Origin of the sequence: Nocardioides psychrotolerans, assembly GCF_943371775.1 — a bacterium.
Classification (GTDB): Bacteria; Actinomycetota; Actinomycetes; order Propionibacteriales; family Nocardioidaceae; genus Nocardioides; species Nocardioides psychrotolerans_A.
Map to the genome: position 1 here is coordinate 25,917 of NZ_CALRWD010000004.1, position 16,913 is coordinate 42,829.

Consider the following 16,913-nt stretch of genomic DNA (forward strand, 5'->3'; position numbering starts at 1 on the left):
CAGACGCCACGGACAGGACTGCGGAGTCTCAGACCTCGTCACCCAGGACCTCCCGAGCCCACAACACGTTCTGGCTGTCGGGACCATAGTGAGCGCTCATCCGGTTGACCGTCTCGGCTCGGAACCGCTCCGCCTGCCTGGTGAAGTCGGGCGTCGCGATCGCGAAAGCAGCATGCGAGAGGGAGAACGGCAACATGCCAGGAAAGGTTGCCTCAACATCGTTGAAGACCAGTGGGCGCCGCAACTCCCAGAAGCTCCGACTCGGGTCCCCCGCGAATGTCCTGGCCTGGGCTTGAAGCATCTGGGCCCCCACGGTCTTGACGTGGGTCGAGCCAATCAGAGCCGCGCGGGCCTCAGCGAGACGGGTCGCCATCTCTAGCACCTCGTCGGGCTGCTTGATGGGCTTCCCGCGGTAGAGCGCCGTCAGGCACGCGCGAACCCTGATGGCCATTGCCACCCAGGTGTGCGCGCTGCTCTCGGTCACGGCCTCCACCCGGTGGTCCCACTCCACGGTGGCCCGGTCGTACGACTCCAGCATGTGAGCGTCGCGCACAGCCTCAGACAACCGGGGGTTCTCCGCCGCGGCCCGGTAGGCCACCGCGAGGTTTGCCCTCGCCATCGCCGCTCCGTAGGGATCTCCGTCGGCCTCACGGACATCGATGAGGGCCTGGTAGCGATCCACCCAGTCGTCGTCTCCCGCCTGACGGGCGTAGCGCGTGGCCTGCGTGCTGATGTCGCGGGCTGTGCGGGTGCCAGGGACCTGTTCCAGGCTCTCGGCTGCCAGGGCAGCGAGCGATCGGGCGGTCTCAGCCACAGGTGTGGAGCGCGCCTGAGCGATGATGCGGCTCTTGGCGGCCTCGAGGCGAAGCCTGCGCAGCTGGCGTAGAAGCTCGTCGTCGTAGGCGTCGGGCGTGCGGTTCTTCTCGAGCGCCCTGATGTCTCGTGCGGCGGCTCGCTCCAGCGCTTGGAAGGAGACTGGATTCGGTTCGTGGTTCTCGACCAGGCGCTGGACCTCGAGTCGAGCGAACGACTCTGCGGAGCGCTGAGCGGCCAACAGCTGCGCCCGCCGCGTGACCTTCTGGTCCTCAGTGGTCACGTCGCACGTCCCGAGGTGCCGTCGAGCTCCAAGGCTGCGAGCTTCAAGGTGTCCAGAAGCGCAGGGTCGATGCCCTCGGACGTGCCACGAAGCAGCATGTACTCACAAATGGCCTGCGCAAGCTCATCGGAGCGACGCTTGCCGTCCCGGTCCTGCTGGAACTGATCGATCAGCGGCACCCGCACCTGATCAAGTCCGAGGGTTGGAGTGGCAGCCTTGCCCCTGTCCACCACGACCCCCACAGCCTGACGAGCCAGCGTGGCCACCGACTCGGGGTCTCCACCCAGAGTGCGAGCCGCTCTGTAGAAGACCGGAGGCATCGCCACCTCACCCATCACAGCCAGGGCGGGAACGCGGATGGCCCATGCGGATGTCACTCGGATCAGCGACTCGGCCCGGCGAACCGGGTCGAACCGGCTTCCCGTCGTCGCGACGTTCCAACCTCGCAACCAGGGCGTGATGGTGAACTCCTTGGCCTCCAGAACACACCGGCCGACGCCCTGGAAGTCCGCGGGCGGCGTCTCGCCATCGCGGTACATCAGCGACACCAGGGCAGGTCGCTTGCCTTGCCCGAACGTGTCACTGAACGTGCCGCTGCCGATCCCGGCCCGCTCCACCAGCTCCCGCCGGCTCGGGAGCGACCGGGATGGAGCGGCTCCTTCGGGCACCTCCCACGTCGTCAGCGCCCAGTAACAGTCGAGGCGGGTGCCTTGCGCACGGACATCGAGGGGATCGGACGAGGGCTGCGCCTCGCGCTCCTCGCCCGTGATCGCCTCGGCGAAGGTCAGGTTGGCCATGGTCACAGAATCGCATATGCGGTAATCGCGGACACCCGCGTTCGCGTTCTACCCAACATCTCGAACGAGGCTTGATAAACGCGCCAGAATCTGGGACAAACCCCCGCGGAATAGAAGAAGACAATGAGTCAAAAGGGGCGAAGTTCGCGAATTCATCAACTTTACGAACAGCCTTTCTGAATCACCGAGCTCCGGTCCACGATAACGCCGTGGCTGAGAAGAAATCTCATAGCTACCACGTTGATCGCGAAGATCCGAGGCACCGCCTCCGATCCCCTGCCAGGCTCGGGCCGGGTTCCTTTGTCGCACTGCTCAGAAGGAAACGCCAATGAACGCATTCACTCAGGACCGCACCCGCGGACTGTCACTCCTCAAGCGCCTCCCGATCCTCATGACGGGCTTGGTCCTCTCCGGTCTCTTGGTCGGGACCACCTCCGGGCTCATCGTCGACGGGCTCGAGCCCCAGGCGGGGCACTCCAGCGGGACCGGGAGCGTCAAGGTCGCTGAGGTCGAGCCGGAGCTCGAGGTCACGGAGCAGGGCACGTTGCGTGACCTCGTGACCCCCGAGTTCCGCGACGACTACGACGCTTACATGGCCGACCAGAGCAACCGCAAGCGCTTCGTGATGGCCCTCCAACAGGGTCTCGACGTGGTTTCCGGCAGCTCCACCGAGTCAGGAGTCCAGGACGTCCTCGCCTACGGGTTTGACAGGGATCACGTCTGGATCACCGCGTCCTACGCCGATCTCAGCCGAGGTCTCGTCTGGGGTGCGGTGGCGTGGTGCAAGCGCTATGTGCCCGCATGGGCCTGCAACGCGGCAGGGAACTGGATGAACAGCATGGCCCGGGGCTATGCCCCGCTGTCCAACCACGGCGTCTGGGGCGCCATCTACTGGAACCGCTACACCGGCGGGCGCTGGTAGCCGCGAGAGAACGCCCCGTCTATAACGGCGACCTTTCCAGCAACAACAGCTGAGGACCTTTCCACTCACAGGAGGAAGAAAGATCCCCGCCGGTCGCGATGACCGGCGGGGATTTTCCCTTCTCACACCAGAGTGCCGCGTCCGTCGATCACGCGTCGTCAGCCACGAGCGCGGGCGCGACGCGTCGCAGCTCAGGGATCAGCGCGACCAGCCCGAGCACCGGCAGCAGCGCCAGCACCCCGAGGGCTGCGGGGATCCCGATGACGTCACCGAGCCCGCCGACCACGGCGGAGCCGACGGAGCCACCGACGAGGAAGAGCAGGGTGGCGACACCGAGGGCGACCCCTCGTACGTCGGCCTCGACCGACTGGCCCACCGACGCCATCAGCGCCGGCTGGCCGAGCCCGAAGGCGACCGTGCAGAGCGCCACGGCGATCACGACGGCGACCGGCGATATCTGCGACGTCGCGACCGCGGCCAGGACGAGGGCACCGGAGGCGATCACGCCCGACACGGCCAGCGACGCGGCCGGCCCGATCCGGGCGAGCAGCGCCCCGGCGGTCTTCGGCATCGCGATGGCCAGCCCGGCGCTGGGCAGCAGGAGCAGCCCCACCTGCCAGGGCTCCCACCCGTCACCGACCAGCACCGCCGGCACGGCGATCAGCAGGGCAAACCAGGCCGCCGGCACGGCCGCGGCAGCGACTGCGCTGCGCACGACGGTGCCGTTGCGGATGACCGAGAGCGGCAGGAAGCCGTGCGGCTTGCGGCGCACGCGCATCGTCACGGCCGGCACGCCGAGCACGATCAGCAGCACGCCGATGCCGGCGATCAGCACACCGGTGGCCGGCGACTGCACCAGCAGCACCAGCCCGGCAGCAGTCGCCGCGACGAGCACCGCCCCGAGGATGTCGAGGTGCGCCCCGCTGCCCTCACCGGTCAGCGCGCGCCACAGGAAGGGGATCACGAGCACGCCGAGGATCGGCAGCGCCATCACGGCCCGCCACCCGAAGGCGTGCTCCACGAGGCCACCGACGAGCGGGCCCAGGCAGCTGACCGCCGCAGCCATCCCCGCGAGGCGACCGAGCGCGATGCCCCGCACCTCGCCGTCGTAGCGCGCACTGACGATGGCCACCCCGAGCGTCGGCACCGCCGCCGCCCCGGCCCCCTGGAAGAGTCGTGCGACCAGCAGCACGCCGAACGACGGCGCGAACGCCGCCATCAGTGCCCCGGCCGTCATCAGCCCGATGCCCACCAGGAGCGGGATCTTCACGCCCACCAGGTCCGACACCCGGCCGTAGACGGCCGTCGTGACCGCGAGCATCAGCGTGTAGAGGCTGATCGTCCACGTCGCGTCCCCGACCCCGACGCCGAGGTCCTGCCCCAGCAAGGGCAACGCGATCGCCGCCGACGACGACCCCATCCCCGCCAACCCGAAGAGCGCTCCGAGCAGCAGGGACACACGGCGCGAGTCGTCAGTGGTCACGAAGAGGCTGAACACCCAGAGCCGCGCCACCATTCCCTGCACGGTGGTTGAGGTGCGAGCGAAGCGAGCCTCGAAACCACTACCTCCCCTTGAACGCCGGCTTCTCCTTCGCCAGGAACGCCCGGACCCCCTCAGCGAAGTCCTCGCCCGTGTAGACCTCCCGCAGCACCTCGGCATCACCGGCAGGACTCACCTCGAGCCGCCGAGCCCGGTCCAGCAGCTGGTGCTTGGTGGCGCGGATCGTGACGGGCGACAGCGCCAGCACCCCGTCCACCAACGCCGAGACCTCGGCCGACAGCGCCTCCACGTCCGGCACGACCGACATCACCGCGCCGACCGCATAGGCCCGCTCGGCGTCCACGAGCCGCGACGCCAGCAGCATCTCCCGCGTCAACGACTCCCCGAAGACCGACGAGCAGCGATAGACCAGCGACCCCGCGAGGGCGTTGCCCAGCGTCCGCGCGATCGGGTAGCCGAACCGGCTTCCCGCCGTCGCCACCCGCAGGTCGCAGTGCGTCGCGACCGCCAGTCCCCCACCGACGCACACCCCCGACACCGCGGCGATCGTCACCTGCGGCAGCGCGAAGAGCATCTCGAGCAGCTCACGGATCCAGTCCTCGTAGGCCACCGCGTCCTGCGACAGGAAGTCCGAGATCTCGTTGCCGGCGGCAAACGCCCGACCGCCCTCCCCGCGCAGCACCAGCACCCGCACGGACGAGTCGTCACGCAGCTCCTCGCACAGCGCCCGCATCCCGGCATACATGTCGCGCGTGAACGCGTTGTGCCGCTGCGGCCGGTTGAAGGTGACCTCGACGACGCCGTCCCGGCGCTGGACCTGCAGCTCTTCGCTCACGACCCGGGAGCGTACGACGTCGGCGGGGCGACGCAGGTCCGAGCCCGCGGGACGGGATTCGGCGAACTCACCACCGTGAGCCCGATGTGCCCCTAATGTGCGGCGGATGCTCCCTCAGAACCGTTTCGGATATCTCGACGGCATCCGCGGACTCGCGATCGCGGCCGTCATCTGCGTGCACTGGGGCTACCAGTACACGCCCCTCGGCGGCGGCGGCTACCTCGGCGTCGACGTCTTCTTCGTACTCAGTGGATTCGTCATCACCATGGTGCTCTGGCGGTCACGGGACACCGGAGCCCTGCCGTCGCGGTGGTGGTCCTTCATCGTGCGCCGGGTGCGTCGCCTCTACCCGGCGCTGGTCGGTCTCGCCGTCCTCGGCCCGCTCCTGTGGGCCGTCACCCCCGGCACCCCCCTGCCGCTCTCGACGGTCGTCGAGCGCGCCGCGCTCGTGCTCGCCCAGGTCACGTGGGTCTCGGAGATGGACGGGGTCGTGATGGATCCCTTCCGGCAGACGTGGAGCCTGGGCGTCGAGTGGTTGTTCTACCTCATCTGGCCGATCGTGCTGATGGCTGCCAAGGACCGCGGGATTCGCGCCGGTGGCCTCGCCTGGGCCGCGGCGGTCGCCGCTCTCGCTCTGTACCTCGGCTCGGCGTTGCTCCTGGACACCCGGGTGTTCTACTTCCTGCCGCCTGCCCGGTTCGGCCAGATCCTCGTGGGCGCCGCGCTGGCGCTGTGGTTCGTCGAGCGTCCCCCTCACGTGCGACCGAGACCGCTGGGGCTGGCCGTGTTGCTGGTGTCGATGGCGGCGTTCGCCGTCTACGTGGTGGTCGGCCCCGACCCCTTCGGCAACGGACCGCGCACCGTGGGGGTGCCACTCGCCACGACGGTCGCCGTGCTGCTGATCCATCACGGCTACGCCACCGCGGACGGTCCACTCCACCGGCTCCTGGGCAGCGGGCCGGTCACCGGCCTGGGGAGGATCAGCTACAGCCTCTACCTGTGGCACTGGTTGCCACTCTTCCTGCTTGACAAGGACGAGCTCGGACTGCCGCTGCCCGTGGTGGGCCTGATGGGCCTCACGCTCGTGGTCGTGATGACCACGCTGAGCTACCGCTTCCTGGAGCTGCCGTTCATGCGCTCCCGCAGCGATGCACTGGCGCCGACGAGGCGCGCAACGGGCAGCGAGACGTCGTCCGTGACCTGAGCCCAGCAGCACCGTTGTAGCGGTGGCACACCACCTCGGAGGTGCGCAACGTCCGCGTCACGTCGAGGAAAGGCAACCGCTCGATGGCTGGTCCCGCCCCGCAGAGGTCACGTCGTACGCCGCGCGGTGTCGCCCAGCGTCCCCCTCGTTCGCCGCGCGAGGTCGCGCGGCTGGTCGGCTTCCTCGTGCTGCTGACGACGATCATGATCGGGCTGCTCGTGGTCACGACCATCTACCTGAGCCGCTCGCTGGGTAGCGACGCACTCCTGGCCGACGAGCCATCCCGGCAGGAGCGCCAGGTCTCCAGGGTCGACCAGCCGCTGGACGAAGTGCCGACGAGCGGGGTCGTGGACTACGTGGCCCTCGGGGACTCCTTCAGCGCCGGTCCGGGGATCCCCACGCGCCGGACCGACCCGGTGGCCTGCGACCGCTCCACCAACAACTTCCCTGCCTATCTGGCCGACTGGCTCGGCGTGGCGAGCTACACGGACGTCTCGTGCACCGGTGCGCGCACGGCACACCTCGAGGAATCCCAGCAGCGACCGGACGGGACCGAGGTCCCGGCTCAGGCCGACGCGCTCACCCCCGGCACCGACCTGGTGACCATCACGCTGGGCGGCAACGACTTCAGCCTGGTCCAGCAGCTCATCGACACCTGCTACGGACTCGCCGCCAGCTCACCCGAGGGCACTCCCTGCACCGACGCCTTCAGCAACGGCACCAGCAACCTGCTGCTCGACAGTGCCTCGGCAGTGCAGGACAACCTCGTCGCGGCCATCCGGACGGTCCGCAGCCGCTCTCCCCGCGCGGCCGTCGTCGTCGTCGGCTACCCCCACCTGTTCCCGAGCTCCGGCACCTGCACCGAGCTCGGCTTCGCCGCTGGCGACAGCCCCTTCGCCGCATCGGTCGTGGAGGCGGTGGCGACCAGCGTCCGACGCGCGGCGGCCGAGGAGGGGGTGCGCTACGTGGACCTGCTCGACGTCACCACCGGGCATGACATCTGCGCTGACGACCCCTGGTTCGCCGGGGCCACACCGCCGCCAGGCGGCCCCGCCCCCTGGCACGCGACCCAGGAGGGGATGCGTCAGGTCGCGCGCACGGTCTACGCCCAGCTCCTCGAGGTCGAGGCACCGGAGGAGGGCGTCGATGCCGCACCGCCCGCCGAGTCCATCGTCATCAACGCGTCCTGAGCGAGGCGTGCGACGGCGTAGAGGCACGCGGGTTGCCGCGCGCACGCCGTCAAGCATCTCCCGCCAGGGTGAAGAACTGGCCTAGACCTCCCCGATCCGCGAGTAACCCCGCGTCGGAGCGTTCGTTTCCCAGACACTCTGCATCCAACCCCCATTCACGGGTGCAGTGGTGAAAGGACGCCCATGCTGCAGCCCGAGCGGTTCCTCGTCGACTCACTGCTCCTGGAGCCAGACGAGGCCAGCGACGCCGCTCTCGTGGCCGCGATCCGTCGCGGAGACGCCGAAGCCGCCGGGGTGCTCCGCTCCCGCCACCAGGACGCGGTCCAGGTCCTCTCCGACATCGCCACCCCGGCCGCGCTCTCCCAGGCGTGGGACACCCTCGTGGCGGACCTGCAGGCCGGGAAGTCGCTCGAGCATCCGGTCCGGATCGCCTGGATCCTCGGCACCCTCGAGTCCGGCCGCGACCACGCGACGGGCCACACGCCGTCGCGCGCACCCATCTGGTCCGCGTTCTCGTCCCTGTCGGTCGCCTGGCAGACCGCGCTCTGGCACCACGTCGTCGAGGGCGACGACGACCAGGCCATCGCCCTGCTGACGGGCATCGACCCCGTCGGTGCCACCCGAGGCGTCCACGCGGGCTGGGCCACCCTGCGCCGGGCCACGGCCCGTGGGCACGCGAGCGGTGACAGCGCCGACTGCCTGCGCATCGCCGCCCACGTGCGCTCGGAGGTCACCACCACCCTCGAGCCGACCTTCATCCGCACGGTGCGCGAGCACGCGCGCTCCTGCGACGACTGCCTGCCGATGACCCGCGACATGTTCCAGGTCGAGTTCACCCTCGCCGACGTGCTGGCGACCTGCGTGCTCGGCTCCCACGCGTCGGAGTACCTCCGCACGCGTCGCCCCGGAGCCCGGCTGAGCTCCAGCAGGCTCCCGCGCACGGCGCTGCACGTCGCGCGCCGCACGCGCGGACCGCTGCTCGGGGTCGCCAGCACCGGCCTCGCCGCCGCGGCCGTGGCCGCGGCGTTCGTGGTGCAGACGCCCGGCCTCGGCGGCAGCCAGGCCGACCCTCTGGGCGACGCCCCCCGCGCCGCGATCCTCCAGGCGCCGACCTTCGTCCTGCAGGACCTCGACGGCTCCGGCGCCACCAGCATCAGCCTGGCCTCGTCCACCACGACCGGCACGACGACCGGACAGGCCCAGGCCGGTGCCGGCCGCGGCCCCGACGGCCAGGGCGCGACGACCCCGACCGGTGAGGTCCCGGTGACCGACCCGGAGGGTCTCCCGGAGAGCCCCACCGGGGTCCCGGTCGAGGGCGGGTCCGGCGACGACGGGAGCGACGGCGGCACCGACCCCGTGGACCCGCGGGACCCCGTCGACACCGACGACGGCAGCGACCCCGACGGTGGCACCGGCACCCCGCCGCCCCTGCTGCCCACCACCCCACCGGTCGTGGTCGAGGTCGAGGAGGACCGGGCCGAGGTGGTCGTCGACCTCCCCGTGCCGGGCGTCGACCCCATCGAGGTCACGCTCCCGGCGCCCTCCCTGCCAGACCTCCCGGTGCCCGGCCCCGTCGGCGGGATCCTCCAGGGCGGCCTGGGCGGCCTGGGCGGTGGCAACGGTGGCGCGGGTCAGGGCTGAGATGTCGGCGCCAGCCCCGACGGCGTCGCGGCGCCCGCTGGCGGTGCGACACCCCTGGATCGGCGCCATCTTCGTCGTCCTCGAGCGGACCGCCTGCGTGCTGGCGCTCCTGGCCCTGTCACCCCTGCTCCTCGCGATCGCCGTCGCGGTGCGGGTCGACAGCTCGGGGCCCGTGCTGTTCCGCCAGCTGCGGGTGGGACAGTACGGGCGCACCTTCTCGATCCTGAAGTTCCGCACCATGCGCGTGGGCGCCGACGCCGAGCTGCAGCAGCTGCTCGAGGAGCGCGCCAGCGAGATGACCGCCTACGTCAAGATCACCGACGACCCGCGGATCACCCGCCTGGGTCGCTTCCTGCGCGCGACGTCGCTGGACGAGCTGCCCCAGCTCGCCAACGTCGTCGCCGGCCACATGAGCCTCGTCGGGCCGCGGCCGCAGACCCCCCACGAGTCCGAGCTCTACGGCGTGACCGACTGGCGCCGCCTGCTCGTCCGACCCGGGATCACCGGGCTCTGGCAGGTCTCGGGCCGCTCCGACCTCTCCCCCACCGAGTCGCTCGAGCTCGACGCGACCTACGTCCGCGACTGGACGCCGATGATGGACCTGCGCCTGCTCCTGCGCACGGTCAAGGTCGTGCTCACGCGTCGCGGCGCCGTGTGACGCTGCGTCCCGGCTGGTCCGCGACCGAGCGGAGGACCCGCTCCCACTCGGGGACGATCGTCTCGTAGGAGAAGCACCGCACGGCGACCAACGCGTTCCTCGCGAGGGTGCTGCCCAGCGATGGCTCGTCCACGAGCCGCTCGAGCGCCGAGCCGAGGGCGGCTGCGTCACCGGTGCGGTAGAGCAGCCCGGTGACGCCGTCCTCCACGATCTCCGCCGGCCCGCCCGTGTCGGCCGCGACGACCGGCACGCCGGCGGCCATCGCCTCGACGACGACCTGGCCGAAGGGCTCGGGCTTGGTGCTCGTGTGGACGACGACGTCGTGGGAGCGCATGGTCGTGTGCACGTCCGCCACGTGACCGTGGAGGTGCACCAGGTCCTGCAGGCCGTGCCGGCCGACGAGGTCGAGGAGCTCCCGCTCGTAGGCACGGTCCTTCTCGAAGGCGACACCGCCGTAGAGGTGCAGCTCGGCTGCCCCGGCCCCGCGGGCGGCCAGCACCGCTCGCAACGCCTCGACCGCGACGCGCTGCCCCTTCCACTCGGCGATGCGCCCGACGCAGGCGATCGACAGCCGATCACCGATCGGCGTCACGGGTGCCACGTCGCGCACCTCGGTCGGGCAGTAGACGACCGTCGAGCGGTCGCGCACCCGCTGGGGCAGCGTGGCCCGGGTCGCCTCGGAGTTGGCGATCACGTGCGTGGCCAGGCCGGAGGCCACGTTGACCAGGCGGAGGTTGACCGCGTTGAAGCTGTCGCGGTCGGCGCGCACGTGGGCGTGCAGCACCGACGGCAACCCCCATGCCCGGGCCACGGGGATCGCGAGCACGTGGGCCTTCGCGGAGTTGGTGTAGACGACCTCGGGTCTCACGTCGCGCATCACCGCGGCGACGTCGCGCACCACCCGGGGGAAGCCTGTGACACCACGACGCAGCCCACCCCCGTCGGCGGTCACGTCGGCAAGCTCCTCGGGCAGCGCACGGACGCGCACGTCGGCGCCGGCCCCGCGGAGCCGGTCGGCCAGTGGACCGTCCTCGAGGAGCAGGACGGTCGCCTCCACCCGGGAGTGCTCCAGCATCCCCGCCAGGAAGAGCTCGGCACCGGACAGCGCCGCGCTGTGACCCACCACGAGGACCCGGGTCGTCACCGTGCGGTGTCCTCACCCCGGGCAAGGACCGAGCGGACATGACCCCAGGTGGCGGCGGCCGGGTCAGCGTCCGCGACCGTGTGCAGCAGCGAGCGGACCGACGTACGTCGTGAGGCGTGCGGGTCGGCGCCGCCCAGCAGGTCCTCCAGGGCTGCGAGGAGGTCGGCCCGGGTGCCGACGACCGGCCCGGGGAACCACTGCTCGTGGGGCTCGAGGGCCAGTCCGCGGTTGCGCCGGTAGTCGTCGAGGTCGGGGCAGAACGCGACCATCGGCCCGTCGCACAGCAGGTAGTCGACCCACAGCGAGGAGTAGTCGGTGACGAAGCCGTCGGCGACGGCGAGCAGCTCGTAGAAGGTGAGACCCCACTGCTCGAGGTCGGCGTTGGTGGCGCGCCGGATCGCCGGGTCCGAGGCCGGGACCTCCTGGCTGGCCGCAGGGTGCGGACGGAACCACAGGGTCGCCCCGTGCCGGTGCAGGCAGTCGAGCAGCTCGGGGTCGTCCAGCGCGAGCTCCCGCTCGAGGCTCTCGGGGTCGCCGTCGGTGCGGATCTGCCCGGCCGACGTGGACCGATAGGTCGGCGCCCAGACCAGGTGCGGCCCGTCGCCGGGCAGCCCCTGCAGCCGGACCTCCGACCGCGAGAGCAACAGCTGCCGCGGGCTGCCGACCACGTGGATGTGACGGGGATGGAGCACGAACTCCGCGCTGCGCAGCGAGCGCGACAGCTCGCTCGAGACAGGCACCCAGTCGAAGTGCCGCGGGAGCTCGTCGATGAAGGGGCCGATCAGCTTGCCGAACTCGCCGTGCCACAGCCCGACGACCTGCTTGCCGCGACCGCGGCGGTGGGAGCCGAAGAGCCCGTGCGTGCAGGCCACGACGGCCGCGCGCCAGAAGCGCCACAGCCCTCGGACCGACCGTCGCGCCACGACCTCGACCTGGAGGTCCAGCGCGCGGGCGCGGCGGCGGGCGGCCGGGGCATCCTCGGCGAGGAGGACCACGTCGAGGTCGGCCGGGACGGCGCGCAGCAGGGCGACCACGTTGTCGTCGAGGTCGGGCGAGGAGTGCAGCACCACCGACGGCGTGGAGGGCACGACGCGGTCGGCCCACCGGATGGCTCGTTCGGCAAGGGCATGGCCTGAACGGGCACTCGTCACGTCACGATCCAGGTTTCTCGTTCGGCCCCGGCAGGGGATCGCCGAACGCTACCATCGCGAGGTGCCCACAGGGACTGACGAAACTCCGCCTTCCGACACATCTGGACCATCCGGCGACCCGTCTACCGAAGCCCCGACCGGCACCGTGAAGCGCTCGGTCGGCGTGATCATGATCCAGGCCCTCAACTCGCTCACGACCGTGATCCAGATGGCGCTCTTCGCCATCGTGCTGCCCCGCAGCGACTTCGACGAGTACGCCGTGTGGGTGACCAGCGGCATGTTCCTGGTCGGCCTCGCGCAGGCCGTCGGCACGGACCGGGTGCTCATCGGCAACCGCACGTTCTCCGACGGCGCCAGCTCGGGGCGGGTCCTGGCCCTGACGGTCACGATCGGCCAGCTGGGTGTCGCCGCCGCGCTCGGAAACGTTGACCTGGTCCTGTGCTCGGTGGCGATGTTCGCCTACGTCACCTACGACTACCAGCGCTACGTGCGCTGCTTCACCGAGGCCCAGCGGTTCCTGCGTCGCGACCTCGTCGTCGTGGGCAGCCAGGTCGTCGTCACGCTCGTCGCGTGGGCCGTGTGGGGTGATCGCGGCTGGCTGGTGCTGACCTGGTGGCTGCTCGCCCTGCCGTTCTGGTGGGCTTTCGGCGGTCCCGACCGGGGCCGCCTGCGCGAGGGCCTCACGGTCCTGCGCCTCGACGTGCGCGAGTGCCTGCCCCTGCTCGCCGACGCCGTCCTGGCCGGCGTCCCCCTGGTCGTCGCCCTCGCGCTGGTGCAGGCGCAGGGAGCGGAGGGCGAGGCCTCCGCCGCCCGCATGGCGTTCACGATCCTCGGGCCCATCACGGTGCTCGGTGTGTCAGCCCGACGGCTCGTCTACCACCAGGTGGCGCAGGGCCCCTTGAGTCGCGCCTTCGCCGTCAAGTGGACCGGCGTGGTCGCCCTGACGTTCGCCCTCTGCGCCGGGCTCCTGGCCCTGACCCGCACCCCGCTCTACCCCTGGGCGTTCCCGGGCTTCGTCGGGCTCACCTGGCTCGCCATCCTGGGCTTCGCCACCAACCACTCCGCGATGCTCGCCACCTTCCTCCCGGCCGCGAGCCTGCGCGCCGAGCGACGCTCGTCCGCCGTCGGCCTGTCGCGGGTCGTCGCCAGCCTCGCGTCGGCCGGGGCCGGCGTCCTGCTCTTCCCCTTCACCAGCCCCGCCGACGTCGCCTGGTGCGTGGCCGCGGGATCGATCGCCTACGCCGCGTCCCTCTTCGTCGCGCGCGCCGTCATCCCCACCGAGGAGCCCGTGCCCGTTGAGCCCTGACCGCACCTTCATTACCGCCGAGTGGTTGTCCGAGACCGGTGGGTCGGAGCGGGTCGTGGAGCAGCTGGCCGCCGCCCTGCCCCGCGCCCGCGTCTTCACCCCGGTCGCGTTCGCCCACGGGGCCCCGTCGATCGACCGCTCCCGCATCCACGCGGCCTTCCGGCACCCCGAGCCCGTGATGCGGCGCCGCGAGGCGGCTGCGGCGATGAACGCCGTCACCTGGCCCACCTGGGGACGGACCCTCGCACGCAGGGCCGACCTGGTGCTGGCCAGCCACCACATGTCGAGCCACTGGACCGCGATCTACTCCGACGTGCCGCACCTGTCCTACGTCCACACGCCCGCGCGCTACGCGTGGTTCCCCGAGCTGGACGACCGGGCCTCCAGCAGCGTCCCCGCGCGGGCCCTCAGCGCCCACATCCGCCGCATGGACCTCAAGGCGGCCCCCCGCGTCGTCGCCTACGCCGCCAACTCCCACGCCACCCGCGAGCGGATCCAGCAGGTGTGGGACCGCGACGCGGTGGTGATCCATCCCCCCATCGACCTGGAGCGCTTCGCCGGCCTCGAGCCCAGCCCCGACGTCGCACCGTTCCTCCTCGGGCTGAGTCGCTTCATCACCTACAAGCGGCTGGACTTCGTCATCGACGTCGGCGAGGCCGCAGGTCTCCCGGTGAAGATCGCGGGAGGCGGCGCCCTGGAGGGCGAGCTGCGCGAGCGCGCGGCGAGAGCCTCCGTCCCGGTCGAGGTGCTGACGGGCCTCAGCGACGTGCAGGTCGCCCAGCTGCTGGCCGACTGCACCGCCCTGGTCTATCCGGCGGTCGAGGACTTCGGCCTGGTGCCGGTCGAGGCGATGGCCGCCGGACGGCCGGTGCTGGCCCTCGACGTCGCCGGGACCCGCGAGACCGTGCAGCACGGGGTCACGGGCTTCCGCTTCCCCGAGCTCGACGCTCGCGCCTGGGGTGACCGCGTCGCCGACGCGGCCGCCCTCTCGGCGCAGGACTGCCGCACCCGCGCCGCGTCGTTCGGCGCCCCCGCCTTCCGGCAGACCATCGTCGACTGGGTCGCCGGGTCGGTCTGAGGGCCGGGGTCAGCCCTCGGCCGGGACGCCCCAGCGCAGCCGGGGCTGGTGATAGCCCTCCGGCCAGGCCAGGACGGGCGCCTCGTGGGCGGCCAGCAGGTGCAGCAGGAGCTGGTGAGGATCGGCGAAGTCGCCCGGCTCGATGGGCTCGCTCAGCTCGATCGAGAGCGTGCCGTCGGCAGCGCACCGCGCGAAGAGCATGACCACCAGGGCCCCGGTGTCGAGGGCCATCCGTGCCGCACCGGAGGAGCCGAGCCGCTGGGCACCGAGGAAGGTGAGCGGAGAGCGCCCGGGGACGTCCGTCGCGACCGCGAGCACCTCACCTCGCTCCAGCACGGCCTTGCTGCCGGCCATGCCCGAGGAGGCCGGCATCGTCCAGTTGCCGTCGCGGCGGCCGACCCGGATGTGCTGGCGCAGGAAGGTCGGCGCTTCAGGGGCGAGCATGTCGTCGGAGACCAGCATCCCCAGGGGCGACCCGGCCCAGGCCAACGAGGCCATGGCGCCCTCGTAGTGGCCGTGGTGCAGGAACGAGAGCACGACCCCGCGGCCGGTTGCCCGAGCCCGCTCCAGCGCCTCGAGATTGGTGACGGGCTGCCGCCCGATCAGCCTCGGGTGGTAGCGCAGCTCCGAGCGCATCACGTCGCGCTCGACGTAGGCCCGCGTGGCGCGTTCGACGTCGCCCGGACGGATCGCGCCGATCAGGAACTCCATCTCGGCGCGTGCCTTGGACACCGCGGTCTCGCTGGTGAGCTTGCGCCGGGTCCGGGCCCGGGTGATGGCCGGCACCAGGGCATCGGGGACCGCCGCGCGGGCCAGCATCGCGGCACTGGCCCGAGGAGGCTTCTCGGAGACGCGCGGGCCGGTCGTGGTGGAGCGTGCGTGGTCAGCCATGCCGGAGTCCTATCGTGCCTTGGCGCCGGGCGCCCGGTAGTCGTACTGGTAGTAGGAGCCCGAGCTGAGGGCCACCTGGTTGAGCACCGCGCCCACGATGTTGGCGTCGACGGCCCGCAGGCCGAAGAGCGCCCGCCGGAGCTCGTTGCGCTTGGTCCGCTTGGCGCGGCAGACCAGGATGACCGCGTCGGCCACCACGGCCACCACCGCGGCGTCTGTCACGGCGATCAGCGGGGGTGTGTCGATCACGACGCTGTCGTAGGCACCGCGCAGGTCCTCGATCATGGCCTGGAAGGCATGCGAGCCCAGGAGCTCGCTCGGGTTGGGCGGGACCGGACCGCTGGTGATCACGTCGAACTCGTCGCAGGACTGCGTGACCTCGGAGATCGCCGCCTTGCCGGCCACCACGGTGGTGACACCGACGTCGGGGACGAGGCCGAGCAGCCGCCCCACGCTCGGCCGGCGCAGGTCGGCCTCCACCAGGACGGTGCGCTTGCCGCTCTGGGCGAGGGAGGCGGCCAGGTTGGCGGCCGTGAGGGACTTGCCGTCGCCGGGCAGGGCGCTCCCGACCAGGATGACCTTGGGCGGGTTGTCCGGGTCGACGTAGCTGAGGTTGGTCCGCAGCTTGCGGTAGGACTCCGCCCAGACCGCGTGGGCCGGGGAGTGCCCCAGGATGGGTTGGCTCGACACGTCCGGGTTGGTCGGCACGCTCGCAAGGGTGGGCAGGCCGATGGTCTCCATCACGTCCGCCTCGTTCTTGATCGAGGTGTCCAGCGCCTCGCGCAGTGCCGCAAAGGCCAGGCCCAGGACTAGACCAGCGAGCAGGCCGATCGACAGGTTCAGCAACGGGATCGGGGTCCGCGGGCTGCTCGGCGCGATGGCCTCGCGGGTCACGCTGACGCGCACGGGAGAGGCCCGGTCCTCCCGGGTCTTGTCGAGCTCCTCGACCACGGCAGCCAGGTTGGCCGAGACCGAGTTGGCGATGTCGGCGGCCAGGACCGGCGAGGCGTTGTCGACGGAGACCTCGATGAGCACGGTGTTCGGCGACACCTCGGCCGACACGTCGGCAGCGAGCTCCTGCGCGGTGATGCCGAGCCCGAGCTCCTCGATCGTGGGGTCCAGGACCAGCGGGCTGTCAACCAGGTCCGGGTAGGACTTGACCCGCTGGGAGGAGAAGTTGGCCGCCGAGTTGAGCTCGATGGCACTGTCGGCGGAGTCGAGCGCGACGAAGAGCTGCGTGCTGGCGCGATAGCTGGGGGTCAGCTGCTGCGTCAGGCCCGCGGAGGCGAGCAGACCTACGACGACGAGACCGATCACGATGCGCCAGCGGCGGGCGAGCATGGCCAGTAAGTCGAGCATCAAGACCTTTCGAGGGGGAGTCAGGGCACAGCCGCGTCCGGTGGAGCCGGTCGCAGGCGGGGCCAGGCGTCGCTGAAGTATTCCGCGACCGACAGCGCCTCGTCGCGTGTTCACGAACACTGGGAAAGGGCCGTAACTCC

General features: G+C 71.3%; 15 protein-coding genes. 7 read left to right on the forward strand and 8 right to left on the reverse strand.

Features of this window, described 5'->3' with window-relative positions:
- Positions 1 to 28 precede the first annotated feature (28 nt).
- Positions 29 to 1,096: a hypothetical protein gene (locus AAG827_RS02320; RefSeq protein ID WP_341924175.1), complete on the reverse strand. Its 1,068-nt coding sequence runs from the start codon at positions 1,094 to 1,096 to the stop codon at positions 29 to 31.
- A complete protein-coding gene (locus AAG827_RS02325) occupies positions 1,093 to 1,893 on the reverse strand; it encodes a hypothetical protein (RefSeq protein WP_341924176.1) in 801 nt (266 codons plus the stop codon). The genes AAG827_RS02320 and AAG827_RS02325 overlap by 4 nt, the downstream gene beginning before the upstream one ends.
- A 328-nt stretch (positions 1,894 to 2,221) precedes the next feature.
- Here AAG827_RS02325 and AAG827_RS02330 point away from each other — a divergent pair, with 328 nt between their 5' ends.
- Positions 2,222 to 2,815: a hypothetical protein gene (locus AAG827_RS02330; RefSeq protein ID WP_341924177.1), complete on the forward strand. Its 594-nt coding sequence runs from the start codon at positions 2,222 to 2,224 to the stop codon at positions 2,813 to 2,815.
- Between the two features lie 148 nt (positions 2,816 to 2,963).
- Here AAG827_RS02330 and AAG827_RS02335 read toward each other — a convergent pair whose 3' ends face one another.
- Together AAG827_RS02335 and AAG827_RS02340 are read right to left on the reverse strand one after the other, a co-directional pair.
- Positions 2,964 to 4,298, reverse strand: a complete 1,335-nt coding sequence (locus AAG827_RS02335; protein ID WP_341924178.1) for an MFS transporter — start codon at positions 4,296 to 4,298, stop codon at positions 2,964 to 2,966.
- A gap of 79 nt (positions 4,299 to 4,377) precedes the next feature.
- Positions 4,378 to 5,151, reverse strand: coding sequence for an enoyl-CoA hydratase-related protein (locus AAG827_RS02340; RefSeq protein ID WP_341924179.1), 774 nt, complete (start codon positions 5,149 to 5,151; stop codon positions 4,378 to 4,380).
- Positions 5,152 to 5,257: 106 nt separating this feature from the next.
- Between AAG827_RS02340 and AAG827_RS02345 the strand changes: the two genes are divergently transcribed.
- The 4 genes from AAG827_RS02345 (at position 5,258) to AAG827_RS02360 (ending at position 9,844) form a co-directional block, all read left to right on the forward strand.
- On the forward strand, positions 5,258 to 6,355 hold the full coding sequence (locus AAG827_RS02345; RefSeq protein WP_341924180.1) for an acyltransferase: 1,098 nt from the start codon (positions 5,258 to 5,260) through the stop codon (positions 6,353 to 6,355).
- Positions 6,356 to 6,438: 83 nt separating this feature from the next.
- Positions 6,439 to 7,545 (forward strand): SGNH/GDSL hydrolase family protein, encoded by a 1,107-nt coding sequence (locus tag AAG827_RS02350; RefSeq protein ID WP_341924181.1) that lies wholly within the window; start codon positions 6,439 to 6,441, stop codon positions 7,543 to 7,545.
- Between the two features lie 183 nt (positions 7,546 to 7,728).
- Entirely contained in the window at positions 7,729 to 9,186 is a 1,458-nt protein-coding gene (locus AAG827_RS02355; RefSeq protein ID WP_341924183.1) for a hypothetical protein, read from the forward strand.
- A 1-nt stretch (position 9,187) separates the two neighbouring features.
- On the forward strand, positions 9,188 to 9,844 hold the full coding sequence (locus AAG827_RS02360) for a sugar transferase (protein WP_341924184.1): 657 nt from the start codon (positions 9,188 to 9,190) through the stop codon (positions 9,842 to 9,844).
- Here the strand turns inward: AAG827_RS02360 and AAG827_RS02365 are convergent.
- The gene (locus tag AAG827_RS02365; RefSeq protein WP_341924185.1) at positions 9,822 to 10,988 is read right to left on the reverse strand and encodes a glycosyltransferase; all 1,167 of its coding nucleotides are present in this window, start codon (positions 10,986 to 10,988) and stop codon (positions 9,822 to 9,824) included. The two genes, AAG827_RS02360 and AAG827_RS02365, sit on opposite strands and share 23 nt — an antisense overlap.
- Positions 10,985 to 12,139: a CDP-glycerol glycerophosphotransferase family protein gene (locus AAG827_RS02370; RefSeq protein WP_341924186.1), complete on the reverse strand. Its 1,155-nt coding sequence runs from the start codon at positions 12,137 to 12,139 to the stop codon at positions 10,985 to 10,987. The genes AAG827_RS02365 and AAG827_RS02370 overlap by 4 nt, the downstream gene beginning before the upstream one ends.
- Positions 12,140 to 12,284: 145 nt before the next feature.
- On the opposite strand from AAG827_RS02370, the gene AAG827_RS02375 reads away from it, so the two are divergent.
- Complete coding sequence (locus AAG827_RS02375) at positions 12,285 to 13,445, forward strand: hypothetical protein (protein ID WP_341924187.1); 1,161 nt, start codon at positions 12,285 to 12,287, stop codon at positions 13,443 to 13,445.
- Positions 13,435 to 14,523 carry a glycosyltransferase gene (locus tag AAG827_RS02380; protein WP_341924188.1) on the forward strand — a complete coding sequence of 363 codons (1,089 nt, stop codon included), beginning with the start codon at positions 13,435 to 13,437 and terminating at the stop codon, positions 14,521 to 14,523. The genes AAG827_RS02375 and AAG827_RS02380 overlap by 11 nt, the downstream gene beginning before the upstream one ends.
- Positions 14,524 to 14,532: 9 nt before the next feature.
- On the opposite strand, the gene AAG827_RS02385 is transcribed toward AAG827_RS02380, so the two are convergent.
- Together AAG827_RS02385 and AAG827_RS02390 are read right to left on the reverse strand one after the other, a co-directional pair.
- Positions 14,533 to 15,414: a hypothetical protein gene (locus AAG827_RS02385; protein ID WP_341924189.1), complete on the reverse strand. Its 882-nt coding sequence runs from the start codon at positions 15,412 to 15,414 to the stop codon at positions 14,533 to 14,535.
- Between the two features lie 9 nt (positions 15,415 to 15,423).
- Positions 15,424 to 16,773 (reverse strand): polysaccharide biosynthesis tyrosine autokinase, encoded by a 1,350-nt coding sequence (locus AAG827_RS02390; RefSeq protein WP_341924190.1) that lies wholly within the window; start codon positions 16,771 to 16,773, stop codon positions 15,424 to 15,426.
- Positions 16,774 to 16,913 lie beyond the last annotated feature (140 nt).

Excerpts from the sequence above, each read along its gene's own strand:
- AAG827_RS02325 (WP_341924176.1), bottom strand. The coding sequence starts at position 1,893 with ATGGCCAACCTGACCTTCGCCGAGGCGATCACGGGCGAGGAGCGCGAG.
- AAG827_RS02330 (WP_341924177.1), top strand. The coding sequence starts at position 2,222 with ATGAACGCATTCACTCAGGACCGCACCCGCGGACTGTCACTCCTCAAG.
- AAG827_RS02345 (WP_341924180.1), top strand. The coding sequence starts at position 5,258 with ATGCTCCCTCAGAACCGTTTCGGATATCTCGACGGCATCCGCGGACTC.
- AAG827_RS02350 (WP_341924181.1), top strand. The coding sequence starts at position 6,439 with ATGGCTGGTCCCGCCCCGCAGAGGTCACGTCGTACGCCGCGCGGTGTC.
- AAG827_RS02355 (WP_341924183.1), top strand. The coding sequence starts at position 7,729 with ATGCTGCAGCCCGAGCGGTTCCTCGTCGACTCACTGCTCCTGGAGCCA.
- AAG827_RS02360 (WP_341924184.1), top strand. The coding sequence starts at position 9,188 with ATGTCGGCGCCAGCCCCGACGGCGTCGCGGCGCCCGCTGGCGGTGCGA.
- AAG827_RS02385 (WP_341924189.1), bottom strand. The coding sequence starts at position 15,414 with ATGGCTGACCACGCACGCTCCACCACGACCGGCCCGCGCGTCTCCGAG.
- AAG827_RS02390 (WP_341924190.1), bottom strand. The coding sequence starts at position 16,773 with ATGCTCGACTTACTGGCCATGCTCGCCCGCCGCTGGCGCATCGTGATC.